General features: G+C 68.7%; 19 protein-coding genes. 15 read left to right on the top strand and 4 right to left on the bottom strand.

Features of this window, described 5'->3' with window-relative positions; genetic code table 11:
• Window positions 1-51: 51 nt before the first annotated feature.
• From cyoE to G3M62_RS21930, 11 genes are all read left to right on the top strand, one after another.
• The gene (gene cyoE / locus G3M62_RS21980; protein WP_165190675.1) at window positions 52-1074 is read left to right on the top strand and encodes a heme o synthase; all 1023 of its coding nucleotides are present in this window, start codon (window positions 52-54) and stop codon (window positions 1072-1074) included.
• Window positions 1071-1214 carry a hypothetical protein gene (locus tag G3M62_RS21975; RefSeq protein WP_165190674.1) on the top strand — a complete coding sequence of 48 codons (144 nt, stop codon included), beginning with the start codon at window positions 1071-1073 and terminating at the stop codon, window positions 1212-1214. Before cyoE ends, G3M62_RS21975 begins: the two co-directional genes overlap by 4 nt.
• Window positions 1195-1884 carry a cytochrome c oxidase assembly protein gene (locus G3M62_RS21970; RefSeq protein WP_165190673.1) on the top strand — a complete coding sequence of 230 codons (690 nt, stop codon included), beginning with the start codon at window positions 1195-1197 and terminating at the stop codon, window positions 1882-1884. The genes G3M62_RS21975 and G3M62_RS21970 overlap by 20 nt, the downstream gene beginning before the upstream one ends.
• A 71-nt stretch (window positions 1885-1955) precedes the next feature.
• A complete protein-coding gene (locus tag G3M62_RS21965) occupies window positions 1956-2831 on the top strand; it encodes a cytochrome c oxidase subunit 3 (RefSeq protein WP_165190672.1) in 876 nt (291 codons plus the stop codon).
• 85 nt (window positions 2832-2916) lie between these two features.
• On the top strand, window positions 2917-3279 hold the full coding sequence (locus G3M62_RS21960; protein ID WP_165190671.1) for a DUF983 domain-containing protein: 363 nt from the start codon (window positions 2917-2919) through the stop codon (window positions 3277-3279).
• Window positions 3272-3970 (top strand): SURF1 family protein, encoded by a 699-nt coding sequence (locus G3M62_RS21955; RefSeq protein ID WP_165190670.1) that lies wholly within the window; start codon window positions 3272-3274, stop codon window positions 3968-3970. Before G3M62_RS21960 ends, G3M62_RS21955 begins: the two co-directional genes overlap by 8 nt.
• Window positions 3970-5370: a threonine synthase gene (thrC, locus tag G3M62_RS21950; protein WP_165190669.1), complete on the top strand. Its 1401-nt coding sequence runs from the start codon at window positions 3970-3972 to the stop codon at window positions 5368-5370. The genes G3M62_RS21955 and thrC overlap by 1 nt, the downstream gene beginning before the upstream one ends.
• Window positions 5371-5534: 164 nt before the next feature.
• Window positions 5535-5960: a hypothetical protein gene (locus G3M62_RS21945; RefSeq protein ID WP_165190668.1), complete on the top strand. Its 426-nt coding sequence runs from the start codon at window positions 5535-5537 to the stop codon at window positions 5958-5960.
• 91 nt (window positions 5961-6051) lie between these two features.
• Window positions 6052-7320 (top strand): M16 family metallopeptidase, encoded by a 1269-nt coding sequence (locus tag G3M62_RS21940; RefSeq protein WP_425483799.1) that lies wholly within the window; start codon window positions 6052-6054, stop codon window positions 7318-7320.
• A 41-nt stretch (window positions 7321-7361) separates the two neighbouring features.
• Window positions 7362-7652, top strand: coding sequence for a hypothetical protein (locus G3M62_RS21935; RefSeq protein WP_165190667.1), 291 nt, complete (start codon window positions 7362-7364; stop codon window positions 7650-7652).
• A 144-nt stretch (window positions 7653-7796) separates the two neighbouring features.
• The gene (locus tag G3M62_RS21930) at window positions 7797-8441 is read left to right on the top strand and encodes a hypothetical protein (RefSeq protein ID WP_165190666.1); all 645 of its coding nucleotides are present in this window, start codon (window positions 7797-7799) and stop codon (window positions 8439-8441) included.
• A 24-nt stretch (window positions 8442-8465) separates the two neighbouring features.
• Here G3M62_RS21930 and G3M62_RS21925 read toward each other — a convergent pair whose 3' ends face one another.
• A complete protein-coding gene (locus G3M62_RS21925; RefSeq protein WP_246263380.1) occupies window positions 8466-9692 on the bottom strand; it encodes a serine hydrolase domain-containing protein in 1227 nt (408 codons plus the stop codon).
• A gap of 297 nt (window positions 9693-9989) precedes the next feature.
• On the opposite strand from G3M62_RS21925, the gene G3M62_RS21920 reads away from it, so the two are divergent.
• Window positions 9990-10568, top strand: coding sequence for a GNAT family N-acetyltransferase (locus tag G3M62_RS21920; protein WP_165190665.1), 579 nt, complete (start codon window positions 9990-9992; stop codon window positions 10566-10568).
• Between the two features lie 43 nt (window positions 10569-10611).
• Window positions 10612-12279: a putative bifunctional diguanylate cyclase/phosphodiesterase gene (locus G3M62_RS21915; protein WP_165190664.1), complete on the top strand. Its 1668-nt coding sequence runs from the start codon at window positions 10612-10614 to the stop codon at window positions 12277-12279.
• Window positions 12280-12346: 67 nt separating this feature from the next.
• Here G3M62_RS21915 and G3M62_RS21910 read toward each other — a convergent pair whose 3' ends face one another.
• Together G3M62_RS21910 and G3M62_RS21905 are read right to left on the bottom strand one after the other, a co-directional pair.
• Window positions 12347-13093 (bottom strand): lysozyme inhibitor LprI family protein, encoded by a 747-nt coding sequence (locus G3M62_RS21910; RefSeq protein WP_165190663.1) that lies wholly within the window; start codon window positions 13091-13093, stop codon window positions 12347-12349.
• Window positions 13094-13260: 167 nt separating this feature from the next.
• Complete coding sequence (locus G3M62_RS21905) at window positions 13261-13845, bottom strand: YqgE/AlgH family protein (protein WP_165190662.1); 585 nt, start codon at window positions 13843-13845, stop codon at window positions 13261-13263.
• Between the two features lie 135 nt (window positions 13846-13980).
• On the opposite strand from G3M62_RS21905, the gene G3M62_RS21900 reads away from it, so the two are divergent.
• Entirely contained in the window at window positions 13981-14463 is a 483-nt protein-coding gene (locus G3M62_RS21900; protein WP_165190661.1) for a peroxiredoxin, read from the top strand.
• 175 nt (window positions 14464-14638) lie between these two features.
• On the opposite strand, the gene G3M62_RS21895 is transcribed toward G3M62_RS21900, so the two are convergent.
• Entirely contained in the window at window positions 14639-16384 is a 1746-nt protein-coding gene (locus tag G3M62_RS21895) for an acyl-CoA dehydrogenase (protein ID WP_165190660.1), read from the bottom strand.
• A gap of 174 nt (window positions 16385-16558) precedes the next feature.
• Here G3M62_RS21895 and G3M62_RS21890 point away from each other — a divergent pair, with 174 nt between their 5' ends.
• Window positions 16559-17176 (top strand): YceI family protein, encoded by a 618-nt coding sequence (locus G3M62_RS21890; protein WP_246263379.1) that lies wholly within the window; start codon window positions 16559-16561, stop codon window positions 17174-17176.
• The last annotated feature ends 37 nt before the right edge of the window (window positions 17177-17213 follow it).

The raw sequence follows: 17213 nt of genomic DNA, 5'->3' as shown, positions 1-17213 counted from the left end.
AATCCAGCCCGCGCCCTTCGCCCATCCAGACTTGAAGATCCCTTAAGTAAAATGGCCCGTTCAACTGTCCTGACCCCCGACGAAGAGGCGACCGAGACGGTCCGCCACGCCCGTTGGCAGGACTATTTCCAGTTGATGAAGCCGCGGGTGATGTCGCTCGTCGTCTTCACCGCGCTCACGGGCCTTCTGGCCGCCCGCACGCCGATCCACCCCCTGCTGGGCGCGGTGGCGGTGTTCTGCATCGCCGTCGGGGCCGGGGCCTCGGGCGCGCTGAACATGTGGTACGACGCCGACATCGACGCCAAGATGCGCCGCACGCGCGGCCGACCGGTGCCCGCCGGCCTGGTCAAGGGCGAGGAAGCCGCCACCCTGGGCGTGGTGCTGTCCATCCTGTCGGTCATGCTGATGGGCGTGGCGATCAACTGGCTGGCCGCCGGCCTGCTGGCCTTCACCATCGTCTTCTACGCGGTGGTCTACACCATGTGGCTCAAGCGCTGGACGGCCCAGAACATCGTCATCGGCGGCCTGGCCGGCGCCCTGCCGCCCGCCATCGGCTGGGCCGCGGCCACGGGCCACGCGCCGCTGAACGCCTGGCTGATGGTGCTGATCATCTTCCTGTGGACCCCGCCGCACTTCTGGGCCCTGTCGCTGTACATCAGCACCGACTACGCCAAGGCTGGCGTGCCGATGCTGCCGGTGGTCAAGGGCGCCAAGGAAACCCGCAAGCAGGTCCTGATCTACAGCCTGATCCTGATCCCGGTCTGCCTGGCCCCGGTGTTCACCGGCCTGGGCGGCTGGCTCTATCTGGCGGTCTCTGGTCTTGGGGGTCTTGTGTTCCTGACGCTGGCCTTCCGGGTCTTCCGCAGTACGGCCGGCGACGCCGCCGATCCGCGCCCGGCCGATCGCGATCTCTACGAGGTCGGCGAGACGGAGGCCAAGCGCGGCAAGCCGGTCGGCGACGCCCGCCACGCCCGCAACCTGTTCGCCTTCTCGATCCTCTATCTGTTCGCCCTGTTCGCGGCCCTGCTGGCCGAGGCGGTGCTGGGCTTGAAAGTGCTGGAGTTGCCGCTGTGACCCGTAAGGACATCGATCCGGCCGTGAAGGCTCGCGGCCTTCGCAACATCGCCCTGGGTCTGGGCCTGGCGGCGTTCGTCGTCCTGGTGTTCGTGGTCACCGTCGTGAAGCTGGGAGGCAATGTTGGGCCTCACTTCTAAGGACGACCTGTCGCCCGAAGACCTCGCCAAGATCGAGGCTGACAACAAGGCCGGCACCGCCGAGCGGCCGCCCAAGCGCAGCCACGGCAAGGTGGCGGTGCTGTGCGTCGTCGCCTTCTTCGGCATGGTCGGCGCGGCCTATGCGGCGGTGCCGCTCTACAAGCTGTTCTGCCAGGCCACCGGCTTCGACGGCACGGTCCGCAAGGCCGTGGCCAAGCCGACCAAGGTGCTGGACCGCAAGGTCGAGATTCGATTCGACGCCAACGTCCGGACCCTGCCCTGGGACTTCCAGCCCATGCAGACCAGCCAGCAAATCCGCATCGGCGATACTGGCCTGGCCTTCTTCAAGGTGACCAACAAGGGCGACAAGCCGATGACCGGCCGGGCGCTCTACAATGTCGTGCCCGAGCAGGCCGGCGCCTATTTCCAGAAGCTGGAATGCTTCTGTTTCTCCAACCAGACGATCGAACCGGGCCAGACGGTCGAGTTCCCGGTCGTCTACTTCGTCGACCCCGGCTTCGTCACCGACGCCGACACCAAGGACAAGTCGACGATCACGCTTTCGTACACCTTCTTCCCGGCCGTTCCTGACGCCGCCGGGACGAAACAGGCGGCGACACCGCCGCGCATCGTCGAACCCCTTGGCGGCAAGCCGCCGAGGGCGCTATAGCGTTTCACACATGGCGTGTCGGCGGGGGGACCGGTCGATGCGTTTCGAGGGATTAAAGGGTTAGCACGCACATGGCCCACGGCGCCGTCAAACACGACTATCACATCCTGCCCCCCAGCCCGTGGCCGTTCGTCGGCTCGGCCTCGGCCACGATCATGGCCATCGGCCTGATCGCCTGGATCAAGGGCGGCGTCTTCGGCATCGAGAAGGGCCAGTGGTGGCTGTTCGCGACCGGCCTGGCCGGCGTGCTCTACACCATGTTCGGCTGGTGGCGCGACGTGGTGAAGGAAGCCAACGCCGGCGACCACACCCCCGTCGTCTCGATTGGCCTGCGCTACGGCATGGTGCTGTTCATCGCTTCGGAAGTGATGTTCTTCGTGGCGTGGTTCTGGATCTTCTTCGAGATGGCCCTGTTCCACCATCACCGCACCCTGTCGGGCATCGAGGAGGTCCGCACGGCCTGGGCCACCTGGCCGCCTGCCGGCGTCGAAGCCGTCTCGCCCTGGCACCTGCCGCTGGTCAACACCCTGACCCTGCTGCTGTCGGGCACGACCATCACCTGGTCGCACCACGCCCTGCAGCAGGGCGACCGCAACGGCGCCAAGTGGGGCCTGATCCTGACCATCCTGCTGGGCGCGCTGTTCACGACGATCCAGATCTACGAGTACAGCCACATCAACCACGAGCACCTGTTCTACTCGGAAGCGGCCGCCAATTCGGGCCTCTACGGGTCGACCTTCTTCCTGGCCACCGGCTTCCACGGCTTCCACGTGTTCGTCGGCACCCTGTTCCTGATCGTCTGCCTGATCCGCCTGCTGAACGGCGCCTTCACGCCCAAGCAGCACTTCGGCTTCGAGGCCGCCGCCTGGTACTGGCACTTCGTCGACGTGGTCTGGCTGTTCCTGTTCGCCTTCGTCTACGTGATCTTCGGGGCCTCGGGCCACTAGATCGAAAGACCTCGAGAGGCCCGGAACGCCAGACGGTGTTCCGGGCCTTTTTCGTTTCTGGATTGGCGCGGTGTAAGTAAGGCCCATGACCCAAGTGAATCCCTACCTCGCCGGCGCGACCGGCCGCTGTCCGCACTGCGGCGAGGGGATGCTGTTCGACGGGTTCCTGAAGGTGTCCAAGACCTGCGAGGCCTGCGGCTTCGACCTGGGGGCCTATGAGACCGGCGACGGGGCCTCGACCTTCGTGATCCTGATCGGCGGGGCCCTGTGCGCCTTCGGGGCGCTGTTTTCGATGTTCGCCTTCAACTGGCCGATCTGGCTGCTGCTGGTCGTCTGGCTGCCGGTCACCCTGGTCCTGTGCCTGGGGATGATGCGGCCGGCCAAGGGCCTGATGGTCGCCGCCCAGATCGCCAACAAAGCCTCCGAAGCTGGCCGCCACGATGTCTGACGCTTCCGTTCCGAAAGATCGCCGCTTCCCGTTCGGCCTGACGATCGCCACCCTGATCGCCTTCGGCATCCTGTGCGGCCTGGGCGTCTGGCAGCTCAAGCGCCTGGCCTGGAAGGAAGACCTGCTGGCCCGGATCGAGGTGCTCAAGACCGCGCCGGCCCAGCCCCTGGCCGCCGTCATGACCCGCGCCGAGAAGGGCGAGGACGTTGCCTGGACCCGGGTCTCCGTCGCGTGTTCGTCGGACAAGCCGCAAACCCTGCCCCTGGTCTATGGCGTGCGCGACGGCGACATCGTCTGGCGCGCCACCGCGATTTGCCAGCAAACCTCCGACTCCGCCGCCGGCTACGGCGCGATCCTGCTCGACCTGGGCGTGGTCAAGGCCCTGACCGGCCAGTCGGCCCCGACGCCGGTCACCCTCTACGCTCCGGCCCAGGCCGTCGGGGTGCTGATGGCCCCCAAGCAGCTGGGCGGCGACCGCGCCGCCACCGTGGCCCGCTTCGCCGCCGACAAGCCCGCGCCCTACATCCTGATGGTCGAGACCGCGACCCCCGTTCCGCCCGGCGTCACCCCCGCGCCGCTGCCGGCAGAAATTTCCAATCGGCACCTGGAATACGCTCTGACGTGGTTCGGTCTTGCCGTAACCCTGCTGTTTATCTATGCCGCCATGCTCTGGCGGAAGATGAGATCCTGATGCGTTACGTCTCGACCCGGGGCGAGTCCCCCTCGATCGGTTTCCTGGACGCGGTCCTGGCCGGCCTCGCGCCCGACGGCGGCCTCTATGTGCCCGAGCGCTGGCCGACCTTCAGCCCTGAAGAGATCGCCGCCTTCGCCGGCCAGCCCTACGCCCAGGTCGCCGCCACGGTGATCGGCAAGTTCGTCGGCGACGACGTGCCGGCCGAAGACCTGCGCGAGATGTGCGACGAGGCCTATGCCAGTTTCGCCCACGCCGCCGTCGTGCCGCTGAAGCAACTGGCCCCCGGCCGCTACCTGCTGGAGCTGTTCCACGGCCCGACCCTGGCGTTCAAGGACGTGGCGATGCAGCTGCTGGGGCGGCTCTACGACTACGTGCTGTCGCGCCAGTCGCGGACCATGACCATCATCTGCGCCACCTCGGGCGACACCGGCGGCGCGGCCGTCGAGGCCTTCCGCGGCCGCGCGCACGCCCGCATCGTGGCCCTGTTCCCCGAAGGCCGGATCAGCGAGGTCCAGCGTCGGTTCATGACCACGGCGATCGACAAGAACGTGGCCTGCGTCTCGATCCAGGGCTCGTTCGACGACTGCCAGGCCATCGTCAAGCAGGCCTTCTCCGACGATCAGTTCCGCCACGCCGTTGACCTTTCCGGCGTCAACTCGATCAACTGGGCGCGGATCGCCGCCCAGAGCGTCTACTTCTTCACCGCCGCCGTCGCCCTGGGCGCGCCCGCGCGGAAGGTGGCCTTCGTGGTGCCGACCGGCAATTTCGGCGACGCCTACGCCGCCTATGTCGCCACCCGCATGGGCCTGCCGATCGCTCGGATCGTGGCCGCGACCAACAGCAACGACATCCTGGCGCGGGCCTTCGAGGAAGGCCGCTATTCGCGTGGCGCCGTGGCCGCCACCCAGAGCCCGGCCATGGACATCCAGGTCGCGTCCAACTTCGAGCGCCTGTATTTCGAGGCCGTGGGCCGCGACGGCATCGAGACCGGCCGCGCCTTCCGCGCCTTCGCGGGCACGGGCGCGCTGGACATCCCGCCCAGCGCCTTCGCCAAGATGCGCGAGCTGTTCCAGGGCGCGTCGGTCAACGAGGCCGACACCGCCAAGACCATCCTGTCGACCCTGAACGAGACCGGTGAGGTCATCGACCCGCACACCGCCGTCGGCGTGGCCGCCGCCAACGTGCTGCGCCTGGCCGATCCGACGACCCCGGTCGTGGTGCTCTCGACCGCCCACCCGGCCAAGTTCCCCGAAGCCGTCGCGGCCGCCGCCGGCGTCACCCCGGCCACGCCGCGCGCCACGCCGGACCTGTCGAAGAAGCCCGAGAAGTTCGACCGCCTGCCGGCCGACGCCGAAACGGTGAAGGCCTTCGTGCGAGAGTTTGCGGCGGGGAGCTGAGGCCTGATCTCCACCGCGCCTGCATCCTCCTTGCATCTTGCGTCAGTAAGGAGGCGTGAGCGGTCGAGGAGCGCCTCATGTCATCGCCAAGGTCATCGGACACAGCCGTTTTCGCCGGGGCGGTGTTAGTCGCGGCTACCGTCGCCACGGCGATCAGTGGATGGGTGCTGCTCGTCCGCAATCCGGTCGATGATTGGATGCTGCCTTGCTATCCGGCCGGCAGCGATTCCGCGAAGACAGCGGTGTTTGTCTGCGCGACGCTCTTCGCCATCTTTGTTTCGGGCTTGGCGGCTTCGGCGCTTTTGAATGATCGCTGGCCCGGCTGCGGCGGTGATCTACGACTAATTCTGTGGCTGATCGGGCTGAGCTTCGCCTGCGTATTGCTGTTCGAGGTCGGCTGGCACGTTCCAGGCGACCGGGGCAATCTCACGGCGTGGAATCCCGCTGGCGACACGCTGGTGGACGGACACCTAACCCTGCTGGGGTGGATAACGGCTTTGCGTCGAGCCTTCGTTGCCGGGGGTGTCAGTTTGATCACGGGGGCGACCTTCGCCGGGGTTCGATGGCGCGCAGAGATGCGCCGTCGCTAATCTTGCGGTCGGCCAACGTGCCTATCGGCAAAGGTCCGCGTTATTACCCGCACTGGCGTCGAGACCCCCGCCCCGCTATGTGCGTGGGCAGATGACAATCTCCACCACCCTCCACACCCTCGAAAACGGCGTCCGCGTCGTCCATGACCCAATGCCGGGCCTGGAGACCATCGCGCTCTCCGTCGTCGCCGGGCGCGGCGCGGCCTACGAGGACCCCGCGCGGTCGGGCTGGTCGCACCTGCTGGAGCACATGGTGTTCAAGGGCGCGGGCGCTCGCAGCTCGCGCGACATCGTCGAGGTGATCGAGGCCGAGGGCGGGCAGATCAACGCCGCCACCGGCTATGAGCGCACCAGCTTCCAGGTCCGCGCCCTGAAGGGCGGTCTCGACCTGGGCATGGGCGTGCTGTCCGACCTGGTCCTGCGTCCCACCCTCGACGAGGCCGACCTGACCCGCGAGAAGCAGGTCGTGGCCCAGGAGATCGCCGAGGCCGCCGACGCGCCCGACGACTACGTGTTCGACCTGGTCCAGGCCGCCGCCTGGGGCGACCACCCGCTGGCCCGGCCGATCCTGGGCACGGTCGACAGCGTCAACTCGGCCACCGTCGAGGGCCTGTCGCACTGGCGCGGCCAACTCTACGCCGCCGACCGGCTGATCGTCAGCTGCTCGGGCGCGGTCGAGCTGGACGAGGTGCTGGACCTGGCCCGCCGCGAGTTCGGGTCGATGCCCGCCGCGAACGGTGCCTTGGCTTCGGATCCCGCCGGCTTCGTCGGCGGCCGCAAGAGCCAGGCCCGCAAGCTGGAGCAGGCGCACCTGGTGTTCATGCTGCCGGCCGTCAGCGCCCGCGAGGACGACTATTTCGCCCTGCGGATCTTCGCCGAGGCCCTGGGCGGGGGCATGTCGTCGCGCCTGTTCCAGGAGGCCCGCGAGAAGCGCGGTCTGGCCTACAACATCGACGCCTATGCCGACACCTACAGCGACGCCGGCGCACTGGGCGTCTATGCCGGCTGCGCGGCCGGCGACGCGGCCGAGACCGCCAAGGTCTGCGCCGAGCAGATCCTGGCCCTGGCCGCCCGGATCGAGGACGCCGAGCTGGCCCGCGCCAAGGCCCAGCTGAAGGCCCACATGTTCATGGCCCGCGAACAGCCCCTGTCGCGCGCCGAGCAGGCCGCCGGCCAGGCCCTGATGTTCGACCGCCTCTACACGCCGGCCGAGCTGGCCCAGGCGGTGGACGCGGTCAGCGTCGATGACCTGCAACGCCTGGGCCGAGCCATCCTGGGCCCCGCCAAGACCGCCAGCGCCATCCTCGGCGCCAAGGCGGCGCTGAAGGCGGGCGAGGTGTTCGAGAAGGCGCTGGGCTAGGACCTATCGACACTCGGACGCGGGTTGATCTAGCCTTCGCCATGCCTGTCGCCCGCCCCGCATCTCCTCCGGTTTCTCCGGCGTCGCCAAGTTTGGCGGAGGCGGCCCACATCAAGGAGACGGTGCGCCGCTTCTACGGCGAGAACGCCATTGTCCGAAACTATGGCCCAGACCCGAAACGGCTACAGCTTCATGTCGAAGCCGATTTTGAAGCGGGAATGGAGCGGCATGACTGCCTTGGATGGCTGATGTGCGAAATCGTGCGCGACGCGATCAGCCTGGAGGTCACCAAGCGCGGCGCCCGGATACGCGGCAACGCCAAGCTGGCCTAAAGGCAGGGGGAAGTCCTCTAGCGAGGCTGATCGTGCTCGCGAAATTATCGCATAGAGCCTAGATGCAATCTTTGCTTGTGATCTTACGACGCTGGGATTTGAATATCGCTCACGGAGGGACGCCGGGCCTCCGGGAGCGATGACATGACTGGACGCTGGATCACGGTGAGCCTCGTCGCGCTGGCTATGGCCGGCTGCCACAAGAAGGAGGCGGCCGCGCCGCCGCCGAAGACCGAAACCCCCGCACCGCCGCCCGCGCCCGCGGTCGTCACGGCGCCGGCGACGCCGCCCACGGCGACGCAGCCCGTGGCCGAGACCCCCGCCACCGAGCCGCCGCCTCCGCCGTCCGGCGTCACCCCGACCACCACGCCCGACGCGCCGCCGACCTTCCTGCCCGCCAAGCCGTTGCGGCCGGTCATCCGCCCGGCGCCGGGCATGGCGGCGGCGGTCCGCCCGAACCTGAAGATCGCCAAGACCCCGGCCCAGCTGAAGGCCGAGCGCGACGTCCTGGGCCTGTGGATCGAGCAGAAGCGCAACAGGGCGGTGCTCAACTTCATCATCGGCGGCAAGGTCACCTATGTGGAGAAGATCACCGACAAGCCCGTTTGGGTGGGCAAGTGGAGGGCCGGGCCGGATGGGGTGGTGGCGTTCGACCTCGGCAAGGAAGGCACGACCAGCGGCCTGCAGTTCGCGGCCTATCCGACGGCGGCCAACATCATGGCCGTCGCCCCGCACTGGACCCGGGAATGGGCCGGTTCGGGGCAGTATGCCTATGTCAGGATGAAATAGGCCGCCGGCTCGTTCCTCGGCCGATCAGGGCGCGATCGTCGTGGCCCCGTCGCCCTTCAGCTGCAGCCAGTCGGTGAACGGCAGGTGGTAATTGCTGTCGAAGATCTCGGCCTGGAGCTTGAAGGGCAGGCTGCCTTCGCTGTTCCACAGCATCACCACGCCGGTCTTGGTGGCGGGGTCGAACATCATGGTCGAGCGATAGCCGTCCACCGCGCCGCTGTGGCCGATCAGCCGGTGGCCCTTGTAGGTGAAGCTGCGCATGCCCAGGCCATAGCCGGGGTGTTCCAGCGAGCGGCCCAGGGGCGAATTGCCGTAGGGCCGGCCGGTGTTGACGCGCGGGCGCTGGATGTCGCCCAGCACCTCGGCGGGCAGCACGGCGGGCGCCTGGCCCATCTGCGCCTGCATCCACCGCGCCAGGTCGACGATGTTGGAGTTGACGCCGGCCGCCGCCGGGATCCGGTAATAGGCCTCGACCAGGGGGATGGTGCGGCCGCCGCGGGTGGGCCGCGCCCAGTGCTTGGCGCCGCGCAGGCCGTCGATGCCGATGGTCGTGCTGGTCATGCCCAGGGGCAGGAACAGGCGGTGGCGGGCCACCTCGGCGTAGGACTGGTGGGTGGTGGTCTGCACGACCTCGCGGATCGTGTCGTAGGCGATGTTCTGGTAGCTGTGGCAGGTGCCGGGCGGGCACTGCGGCGGCACGGCCGCCAGGCTGGCCCGGATCTCCTTGGGATCGCGTCCGCCCTCCAGCCAGCCGTCATAGGCGTTGCGCGGCAGGCCCGTGCGCTGGGACAGCAGTTGCTCGACCGTCAGGGTGTTCTGGGCGTCGCCGGGCAGGCGCAGGCTGGTGTCGAACTTGCCCAGCGGATCGTTCAGCGAGAACGCCCCGTCCCGCGCCAGGCGGGCGCTGAGCGTGCCGGCCACGGTCTTGGACAGCGACGCCCAGCGGAAGAGGGTGTCAGCGTCGACCTTCTCGCCGTCCGGCTGGGTGCGGCCGTAGCCCTGGACGAACGACAGGCGGCCGTTCTCGACCACGGCGATCGCCAGACCCTCCATGGTCTTGTCGGCCATCATCGTCCTGATGCGGGCGTCCAGGCCGCGATAGTCGATCTGGCCGCGCCAGGTCTCGGGCTCGAGCGGCAGGACCAGCGGCGGCGCGGCGGCGGCGACCAACTGGCCGGCCGTCGAGGCCTGCGAGCGGTGCGAGGCCTTCACGCCGAGCATGACCACGCAGGCCAGCAGGATGATGATCACGAGACCGGCGACGGCCAGCCGCCAATCGCGCCAACGCGGCCGTTGGGGGCCGTCCTGGGGAGTGTTGTCGAGGTGGGTCAGCCGTCTCTTCCGCCGAATATCATTTGTAGTGGGTCGCGACGTCGGCGGGCCGACGTCGCTGGGCGTCGAATCCGCGCCGCGAGTGATGAACGCTGTGTCCTACGCTTTTGCCGCGCCGCGACAAGCTGGGTTCGCTTGAGGGCGAAGGTGAGGCGCGACCCTCTTGCCTCCGGCGCGTTGACGCTCGAAGGTGCGCCCCTCAACGAGAACCCCCGCTTGACCGCCTTTCTCCGCCTTTTCCAGACTGACCAGGGACCCCGCCTCGAAGGCCAGAAGGTGTTCCTGCGCTTGCCCCGGCTGCACGACTACAAGCCCTGGGCCGAGCTGCGCGCCCGCTCGGCGGCGTTCCTCCAGCCGTGGGAGCCCAGCTGGCCCGAGGACGACCTGACCCGTCCGGCCTTCCGCGCCCGGCTCAACGCCTACGCGCGCGAGCTGGAGACCGGCGAGGCTTTCCCGTTCTTCATGTTCCGCCGCGACGATGCGACGCTGATCGGCGGGGTGCGACTGTTCCACATCCGTCGCGGCGTCGCCCAGAGCGGGGTGATGGGCTACTGGATCGGTCAGCCCCATGCGCGCCAAGGCTATATGCAGGACGGGGTTCGGGCGGCGATCGACTTCGCGTTCGGCGAATTGGCGCTGCATCGGCTGGAGGCCGCCTGCATGCCGGAAAACGAGCCTTCAGCCGCCGTTTTGCTGAAATCCGGCTTCGCGGAAGAGGGATATGCGCCCGCTTATCTGAAAATTAACGGCGAGTGGCGAGATCATCGTCTGTTCGGGATGGTCGCGCCAAGTTAGCGCGTTCGCCCGGACGTTGTGCCTTCGGGCGCGGGATCAGGGCATGTCGTTCAAGATTAGTCAGCGACGCGTATGGGACGCCACGGCCACGCTCGAGGCCTTGGGCGCCGCCGAAGTCGCGCTTTGGCTCTGGGAACCCGAGATCGACCGTCTGCGCGTCAACGGCGCGGCGCGGGCGTTGGGCCTGGGTCCGCTGGCCCCGGATTGCTCCTCCGCCGCCTTCCGCGCCCTGACCCTGCCGCAGGACCGCGCCCAGGCCGAAGACATCCTCAAGGTGCGGGAGCCGGGCAGCGAGATCGTCGCCCGCCTGCGCATGCGCAACGGCGAGATCTGCATCTGGCGCGGGACTTGGCTGGAAGACGGGGTGCGCGCCGCCGGCGTCATCGCCCCCGAGGTCAAGTTCGCCGCCTCCGAACGCGACACCCTGACCGGCCTGCTGGACCGCAAGAGCTTCATCGCCCAGGCCCGCGAGCGTCTGGCCAAGTCCGGCATGCACGAGCTGGTGGTCGCCGACGTCGACCGCCTGCGCCGCCTGAACGAGGCCCTGGGCCACGAGCGCGCCGACCTGGTGCTGGCCGCCCTGGGCTCGCGCCTGGCCGCCGCCTTCCCGTCGGACTCGCTGCTGGGCCGGATCGGCGAGGACGAGTTCGCGGTGCTGTGCGACCCGGCCGGCTTCGAGCCCGCCGAGCTGCTGCGCAACGCCCTGGAGCAGCCCCTGCGGGTGGCCGGCTTCGACATCCACCCGACCCTGTCGATCGGCGCGGTCTCGGCCGAGGGCGGCGAGGACGCGCCCGAGGCGGCCGAGCTGCTGCGCCGCGCCGAACTGGCCGTCGAGGCCGCCGCCGCCAACGGCCGTGGCAGCGCCGCCGCCTATGGTCGTTCGATGGAGACCGACGGCCTGTCGCGCCTGGCCCTGGAGGCCGATCTGCGCGGCGCCATCGGTCGCGGCGAGATCACCCCTTACTTCCAGCCTGTCGTGCGCCTGTCGACCGGCGCCCTGTCGGGCTTCGAAGCCCTGGCCCGCTGGATCCATCCGCGTCGCGGCATGCTGCCGCCCGACGAGTTCCTCCCGCTGGTGGAGGAGATGGGCCTGATGAGCGAGCTGGGCGAGCACATGATGCGCACCTCGGCTCGCCAGCTGGCGGCCTGGCGCCGCTCGCACCCGGCCGTCGGCGCCCTGACCGTCAGCGTCAACTTGTCGACCGGCGAGATCGATCGCCCCGGCCTGGTCCACGACGTGCGCCAGGTGCTCAAGGAGCACGACCTGCCGCGCGGCGCCCTGAAGCTGGAAGTCACCGAAAGCGACATCATGCGCGATCCCGAACGGGCCGCGGTGATCCTCAAGACCCTGCGCGACGCCGGCGCCGGCCTGGCGCTGGACGACTTCGGCACCGGCTTCTCGTCGCTGTCGTACCTGACGCGCCTGCCGTTCGACACGCTGAAGATCGACCGCTACTTCGTGCGGACCATGGGCAGCAACGCCGGCTCGGCCAAGATCGTCCGCTCGGTGGTCAAGCTGGGCCAGGACCTGGATCTGGAAGTCGTCGCCGAGGGCGTCGAGAACGCCGAGATGGCCCGCGCCCTGCAATCTCTGGGCTGCGACTACGGCCAGGGCTTCGGCTACGCGCCAGCCCTGTCGCCGCAGGAGGCCGAGGTCTATCTGAACGAGGCCTATGTCGACGGCGCCGCACCGGTGAAGGCGCGGGGGTAGTCTCTAGATCCTCCCCCCGTGGGGGAGGTGTCGGCGCAGCCGACGGAGGGGGGAATGATCCGCCCGCTCAGCCATATCCCCCCACCGATCGCTTCGCGATCGCCTCCCCCACGGGGGGAGGATTTTGGCCCACCGACCCCGCCCGTAGCTCCAACGCCGCCGCGAAGCTGCGAAGCTGGCTTTCCCGCTGCTGATAGGCCGTCAGCAGGTCCTCCGGCGAGGACTGGGCCATCTCGTCCCGCGTGGCCAGCCAGCGCGCCTGGGAGCGGCCCAGGACGGCCGGGGAGACCCCCGCCGCCAGCACCGCCTCATAGGCTGCCGTCATGCGCTGCTCGGCCTCGCGCAGGCCAGGATCGATGCAGGTCATCTGCGCCGCCAGGGTCGAGGCGTCGCGACAGGCCGTGGCGTCTTCCGGCGGCGCGGCGTCGGCCAAGGGCGAGGCGACCACCGGGGCGCTGACCGCCGTGGGCAGCGCGCCCCAGGTCTCGGGATGGCTGACGGGGGCGGCGTTTTGGGTCAGCACGATCCTCAGCCCGCGCGGACCGGCCGTGGTGACGACGGTGTCGGGCGGCGGCACCTGGAACACCAGGGGGCGGGCCACGGGCTCGGGCGTCTCGGTTCCCAGCAGCAGCCACAGGCCCCAGACGCCCAGGGGGATGGCGATCAGGCCCGCCAGCAGATGGCCGGCGCCGCTGCGCCGAGGGGGCGGCATCGCCCCGTAGCGGCGCTGGCCCCAAGTCTCCGGCGGCGGGTTGCGCGCGTCCCGGGTCGCCCAGTTGTCGTTCGAGACTGGTGAGAGACGCAGGTAAGCCATGCCCACTGTCCTGAACCCACACGTCTCGCATGCGCGAACGAGCCGGGACCCCCAGTGACGGCTTGGAAAAGCAACAGCGTGACCTTGGCGGACTATATCCGCTTCAGGCGTTCAGTATTATCGGGGAAAACCCGAGGTTTCGGCCTCGGGTTTGCTGGATCGTTTATTCAAGCTCTCCCGGCTTGAGACGACAGATGATCGGCGGTGATCCCGATCTTGGCCAAGGCCATGGTCCATTTGTTGTCGTAGTCGTCGCCGAAGAGCAGGGCTTCGTCGGCGTCGCAGATCAGCCAGACATTGTCGCGCAGTTCCTGCTCCAACTGGCCGGGGCCCCAGCCGGAATAGCCCAGGGCCAGGATGGCGTGGCGAGGGCGGCGGACCTTGCTGCCCAGGGCGTCCAGGGCGTCGCGGGTGACGGTCAGAGCCAGGCCGTCGGCCACCGGCACGGTGGAGTCGGGCGAGGTGTAGTCGTCGGTGTGCAGCACGAAGCCGCGCTCGCGCTCGACCGGACCGCCCAGCATCACCAGGTCGCCGCCGGCCTCGATCTCGGGCGCGACGCCCAGATTGTTGAGCAGTTCGAACAGGGTCAGGCCCTCGACCGGGCGATTGACGGCCAAGCCCATGGCCTGCTCGGCGTCGTGGGCGCAGACGTACAGCACGGCGCGCTCGAAACGCGGATCCTCGATGCCGGGCATGGCCACCAGCATCTGTCCGGCGAGGAAAGCTCCATGATCCGTGCGCGCTGAGTCCATGATCAGAGGATCGGGTCGGAACGCGACGGTTTCAAGTCCAACCTTCCCTTGGCGATCGGGTCGGGCGGCTTTATCTCCGTTGCGCGCTTTCAAAGCTCACTTTCCGTTTCTCGGGCAACGCACAGGACACCGCACATGGCGATCAAGGTTGGCGACACGCTTCCTTCGGCGACTTTCATGACCAGCACGGCCGAGGGCCCGGCCCCGGTCACGACCGACGACCTGTTCAAGGGCAAGACCGTCGCCCTGTTCGCCGTCCCCGGCGCCTTCACCCCGACCTGCTCGGCCAAGCACCTGCCCGGCTTCAAGGATCACGCCGCCGACTTCAAGGCCAAGGGCGTGGATGTCATCGCCTGCGTGTCGGTCAACGACCTGTTCGTGATGAAGGCCTGGGGCGCCGACCAAGGCATCACCGACGAGGTGGTCCTGCTGGCCGACGGCAACGGCGACTTCACCCGCGCCATCGGCCTGGAGTTCGACGGCTCCAAGTTCGGCATGGGCCTGCGCTCGCAGCGCTACTCGCTGATCGCCAAGGACGGCGTCGTGCAGACGTTGAACGTCGAAGAGGGCGGGGAATTCAAGGTCTCGTCGGCGGACTACATGCTGGGTCAGTTGTAGGGATTTACGATCGGGGACACACGCATGCGTGTGTCCCCGGCCGCTTCATCGGTAAACACTTGCCCCCTACGGACCGCTTCGCGGTCGTCTTCCCCCAGAGGGGGAAGAGCCGCTCGTTGAAGCCTCCGCCCCCTACGGGGGCGGACAGACCGCGAAGCGGTCAGGTGGGGGCAAGTCAGTGCGCGCCAAGCATCTCCGGCGTGAAGACTTCCAAGTCGGCTGACCCACCGGTAACCGCCGCCACCTGCCCGGGCACGGTGGCCAGCACGTTCTCGCCATACACCCGCGCCAGCGCCAGCCGCAGGCCCTCCGGCTCGGCCAGGGCGCCCTTGGCCAGCATCCAGCCGCCGACCGTGTCGCCCAGCAGTTTCAGATAGGCCGTGGCGCCCGACAGGGCGTCCGGCATGGCCCGGGCCCGGCGCTCGATCAGCCAGGCGGTGGCCGAACCCACCGCGTCCAGCGCCGCCTTGAACCGCAGCGCCACGCCGCCCAGGTCGCCTCCGGCTGCTTCCAGGGCCTCCTGGGTGTCGCGCATGTCGTCCATCAGGTCGGCGATCGCCTGGCCTTCCGACAGACCCAGCTTGCGGCCGATCAGGTCGATGGCCTGGATGCCGTTGGCGCCCTCGTAGATCGGGGCGATGCGGGCGTCGCGATAGTGCTGGGCCGCGCCGGTCTCCTCGATGAAGCCCATGCCGCCGTGAATCTGCACGCCCTGCGAGGCCACCTCGACGCCGACGTCGGTGGACCAGGCCTTGGCGATCGGGGTCAGCAGCTCCTCGCGCAGCTTGGCGGTGCCGCGCTCGTCCTCGGTGGCGGCGTGGGTCGACAGGTCGGCGGCCACGGCGGTCGACAGGCAGATCCCGCGCGCCGCCTCGATCTTGGCCTTCATCAGCACCAGGGTCTTGCGGATGTCGGGGTGGTCGTAGAGGCGCGAGGGGTAGGCACCGGTCCAGGCCGAGCGGCCCTGGGTGCGCTCCAGCGAGAAGTCCAGCGCCTGCTGGTAGGCGCGCTCGGCGATGGCGGTGCCCTGGGCGCCGACCTGCAGGCGCGCGGCGTTCATCATCGTGAACATGTGGGCCAGGCCCGAGCCCAGCTGGCCGACCAGCTCGGCCTTGGCGCCCTCGTACAGCATCACGCAGGTGGGCGAGCCGTGGATGCCCAGCTTGTGCTCCAGCCCGCCGACCCGCAGGTCGTTAGCCACGCCCAGGGCGCCGTCGTCGGCCACCATCACCTTGGGAGCCAGGAACAACGAGATGCCCTTCACGCCGGGAGGGGTGTCGGGCGTGCGGGCCAGCACCAGGTGCAGGATGTTGTCGGCGGCGTCGTGATCGCCCCAGGTGATGAAGATCTTCTGGCCCGAGATCGTGTAGCCGCCGTTCCCGTCCGGCGTGGCCATCGTCGTCAGGGCGCCCAGGTCCGAGCCGGCCTGGGGCTCGGTCAGGTTCATCGTGCCGGTCCATTCGCCCGACACCAGCTTGGGCAGGTACAGCGCCTTCTGGCGCTCGGAGCCGTGATGGGTCAGGGCCTCGATGGCGCCCAGGCTCAGCATCGGGCACAGGCCGAACGCCATGTTGGCGGCCTGGACCATTTCCAGCACCGCCACTTCCAGGGTCTTGGGCAGGCCCTGGCCGCCATGCTCGGGCGCGGCAGCCAGGCTGGTCCAGCCGTCCTGCGCGAACTGGCGATAGGCGTCGGCGAAGCCGGGGGCGCTGCGCACCACGCCGTTCTCCAGCTTGGCGCCGACCAGGTCGCCGGCCCGGTTGAGCGGGGCCAATACTTCGCTGGCGAACACGCCCGCGGCCTGCAGCACGGCCTCCACGGTGTCGGCGTCGGCCTCCGGGAAGGCGGCGGCCAGGCGGTCGAAGCCGGCCACGTGCTTCAGGGCGAAGGCGAGGTCGCGGACGGGCGCGCGATAGGTCATGGGACGGGTCCGATCTGGCGGAAAGCTCAAGTGAACTTCGTTTAGATGTTGGGGCGCGTGGTGCAAAGCCGTGGTGATCACGGCTTCGTGAAGCGCGGTCCCTTCTTCCTCGGGCCAAGCTTCCTAAGTTGGGGGTTCAGCAACTACTGCTATTACAGTTTGGAGACTGCCCCTATGAACCGCCGTTTCGCCTCAGCCCTTCTGGCCGGCGCCCTCCTGCTCGCTCCGGCGGCCATTCCCGCCGTCGCCTTCGCCCAGGCCACCGCCACCGATCCGGCCCAGGCCCCGGCCGGCAACTGGGTCATCGACAAGCGCCACGCCAGCCTTGAGATGAAGGTCACCCACTTCGGGACCTCGCACTACACCTTCCGCTTCACGCGCGAGGCCATCGACGGGTCCTACACCTACGACCCGGCCAAGCCGCTGAACACCAAGGTGTCGATCACCATCGACGCCGCCGCCGTCGACACCGGCCTGCCGGACTTCAACAAGGAAATCGGCACGGATCCGAAGTTCTTCAACGCCGGCCAGTATCCCAAGATCACCTTCGTCTCGACCAAGGTCGAGCCGGGCAAGCTGACGGGCGACCTGACCTTCCGCGGCGTGACCAAGCCGGTCACCCTGGACGTCAAGTACAACGGCTACGCCAAGACCCCGTTCGGCTCGCAGATCATGGGCTTCTCGGCCTCCGGCCAGATCAAGCGTTCGGACTTCGGCTTCACCCACCTGCAAGGCCTGGTCGGCGACGTGGTCGACCTGGAGATCGAAGCCGAGTTCAATCCGAAGAAGTAAGTTCTCGGATTCGAACCGGGACCTAAGTTGAGACGAG

It is taken from the genome of Caulobacter soli (genome assembly GCF_011045195.1).
In the GTDB taxonomy this organism is placed as follows: Bacteria; Pseudomonadota; Alphaproteobacteria; order Caulobacterales; family Caulobacteraceae; genus Caulobacter; species Caulobacter soli.
This window is presented reverse-complemented; position numbering and strand designations above follow the sequence as displayed.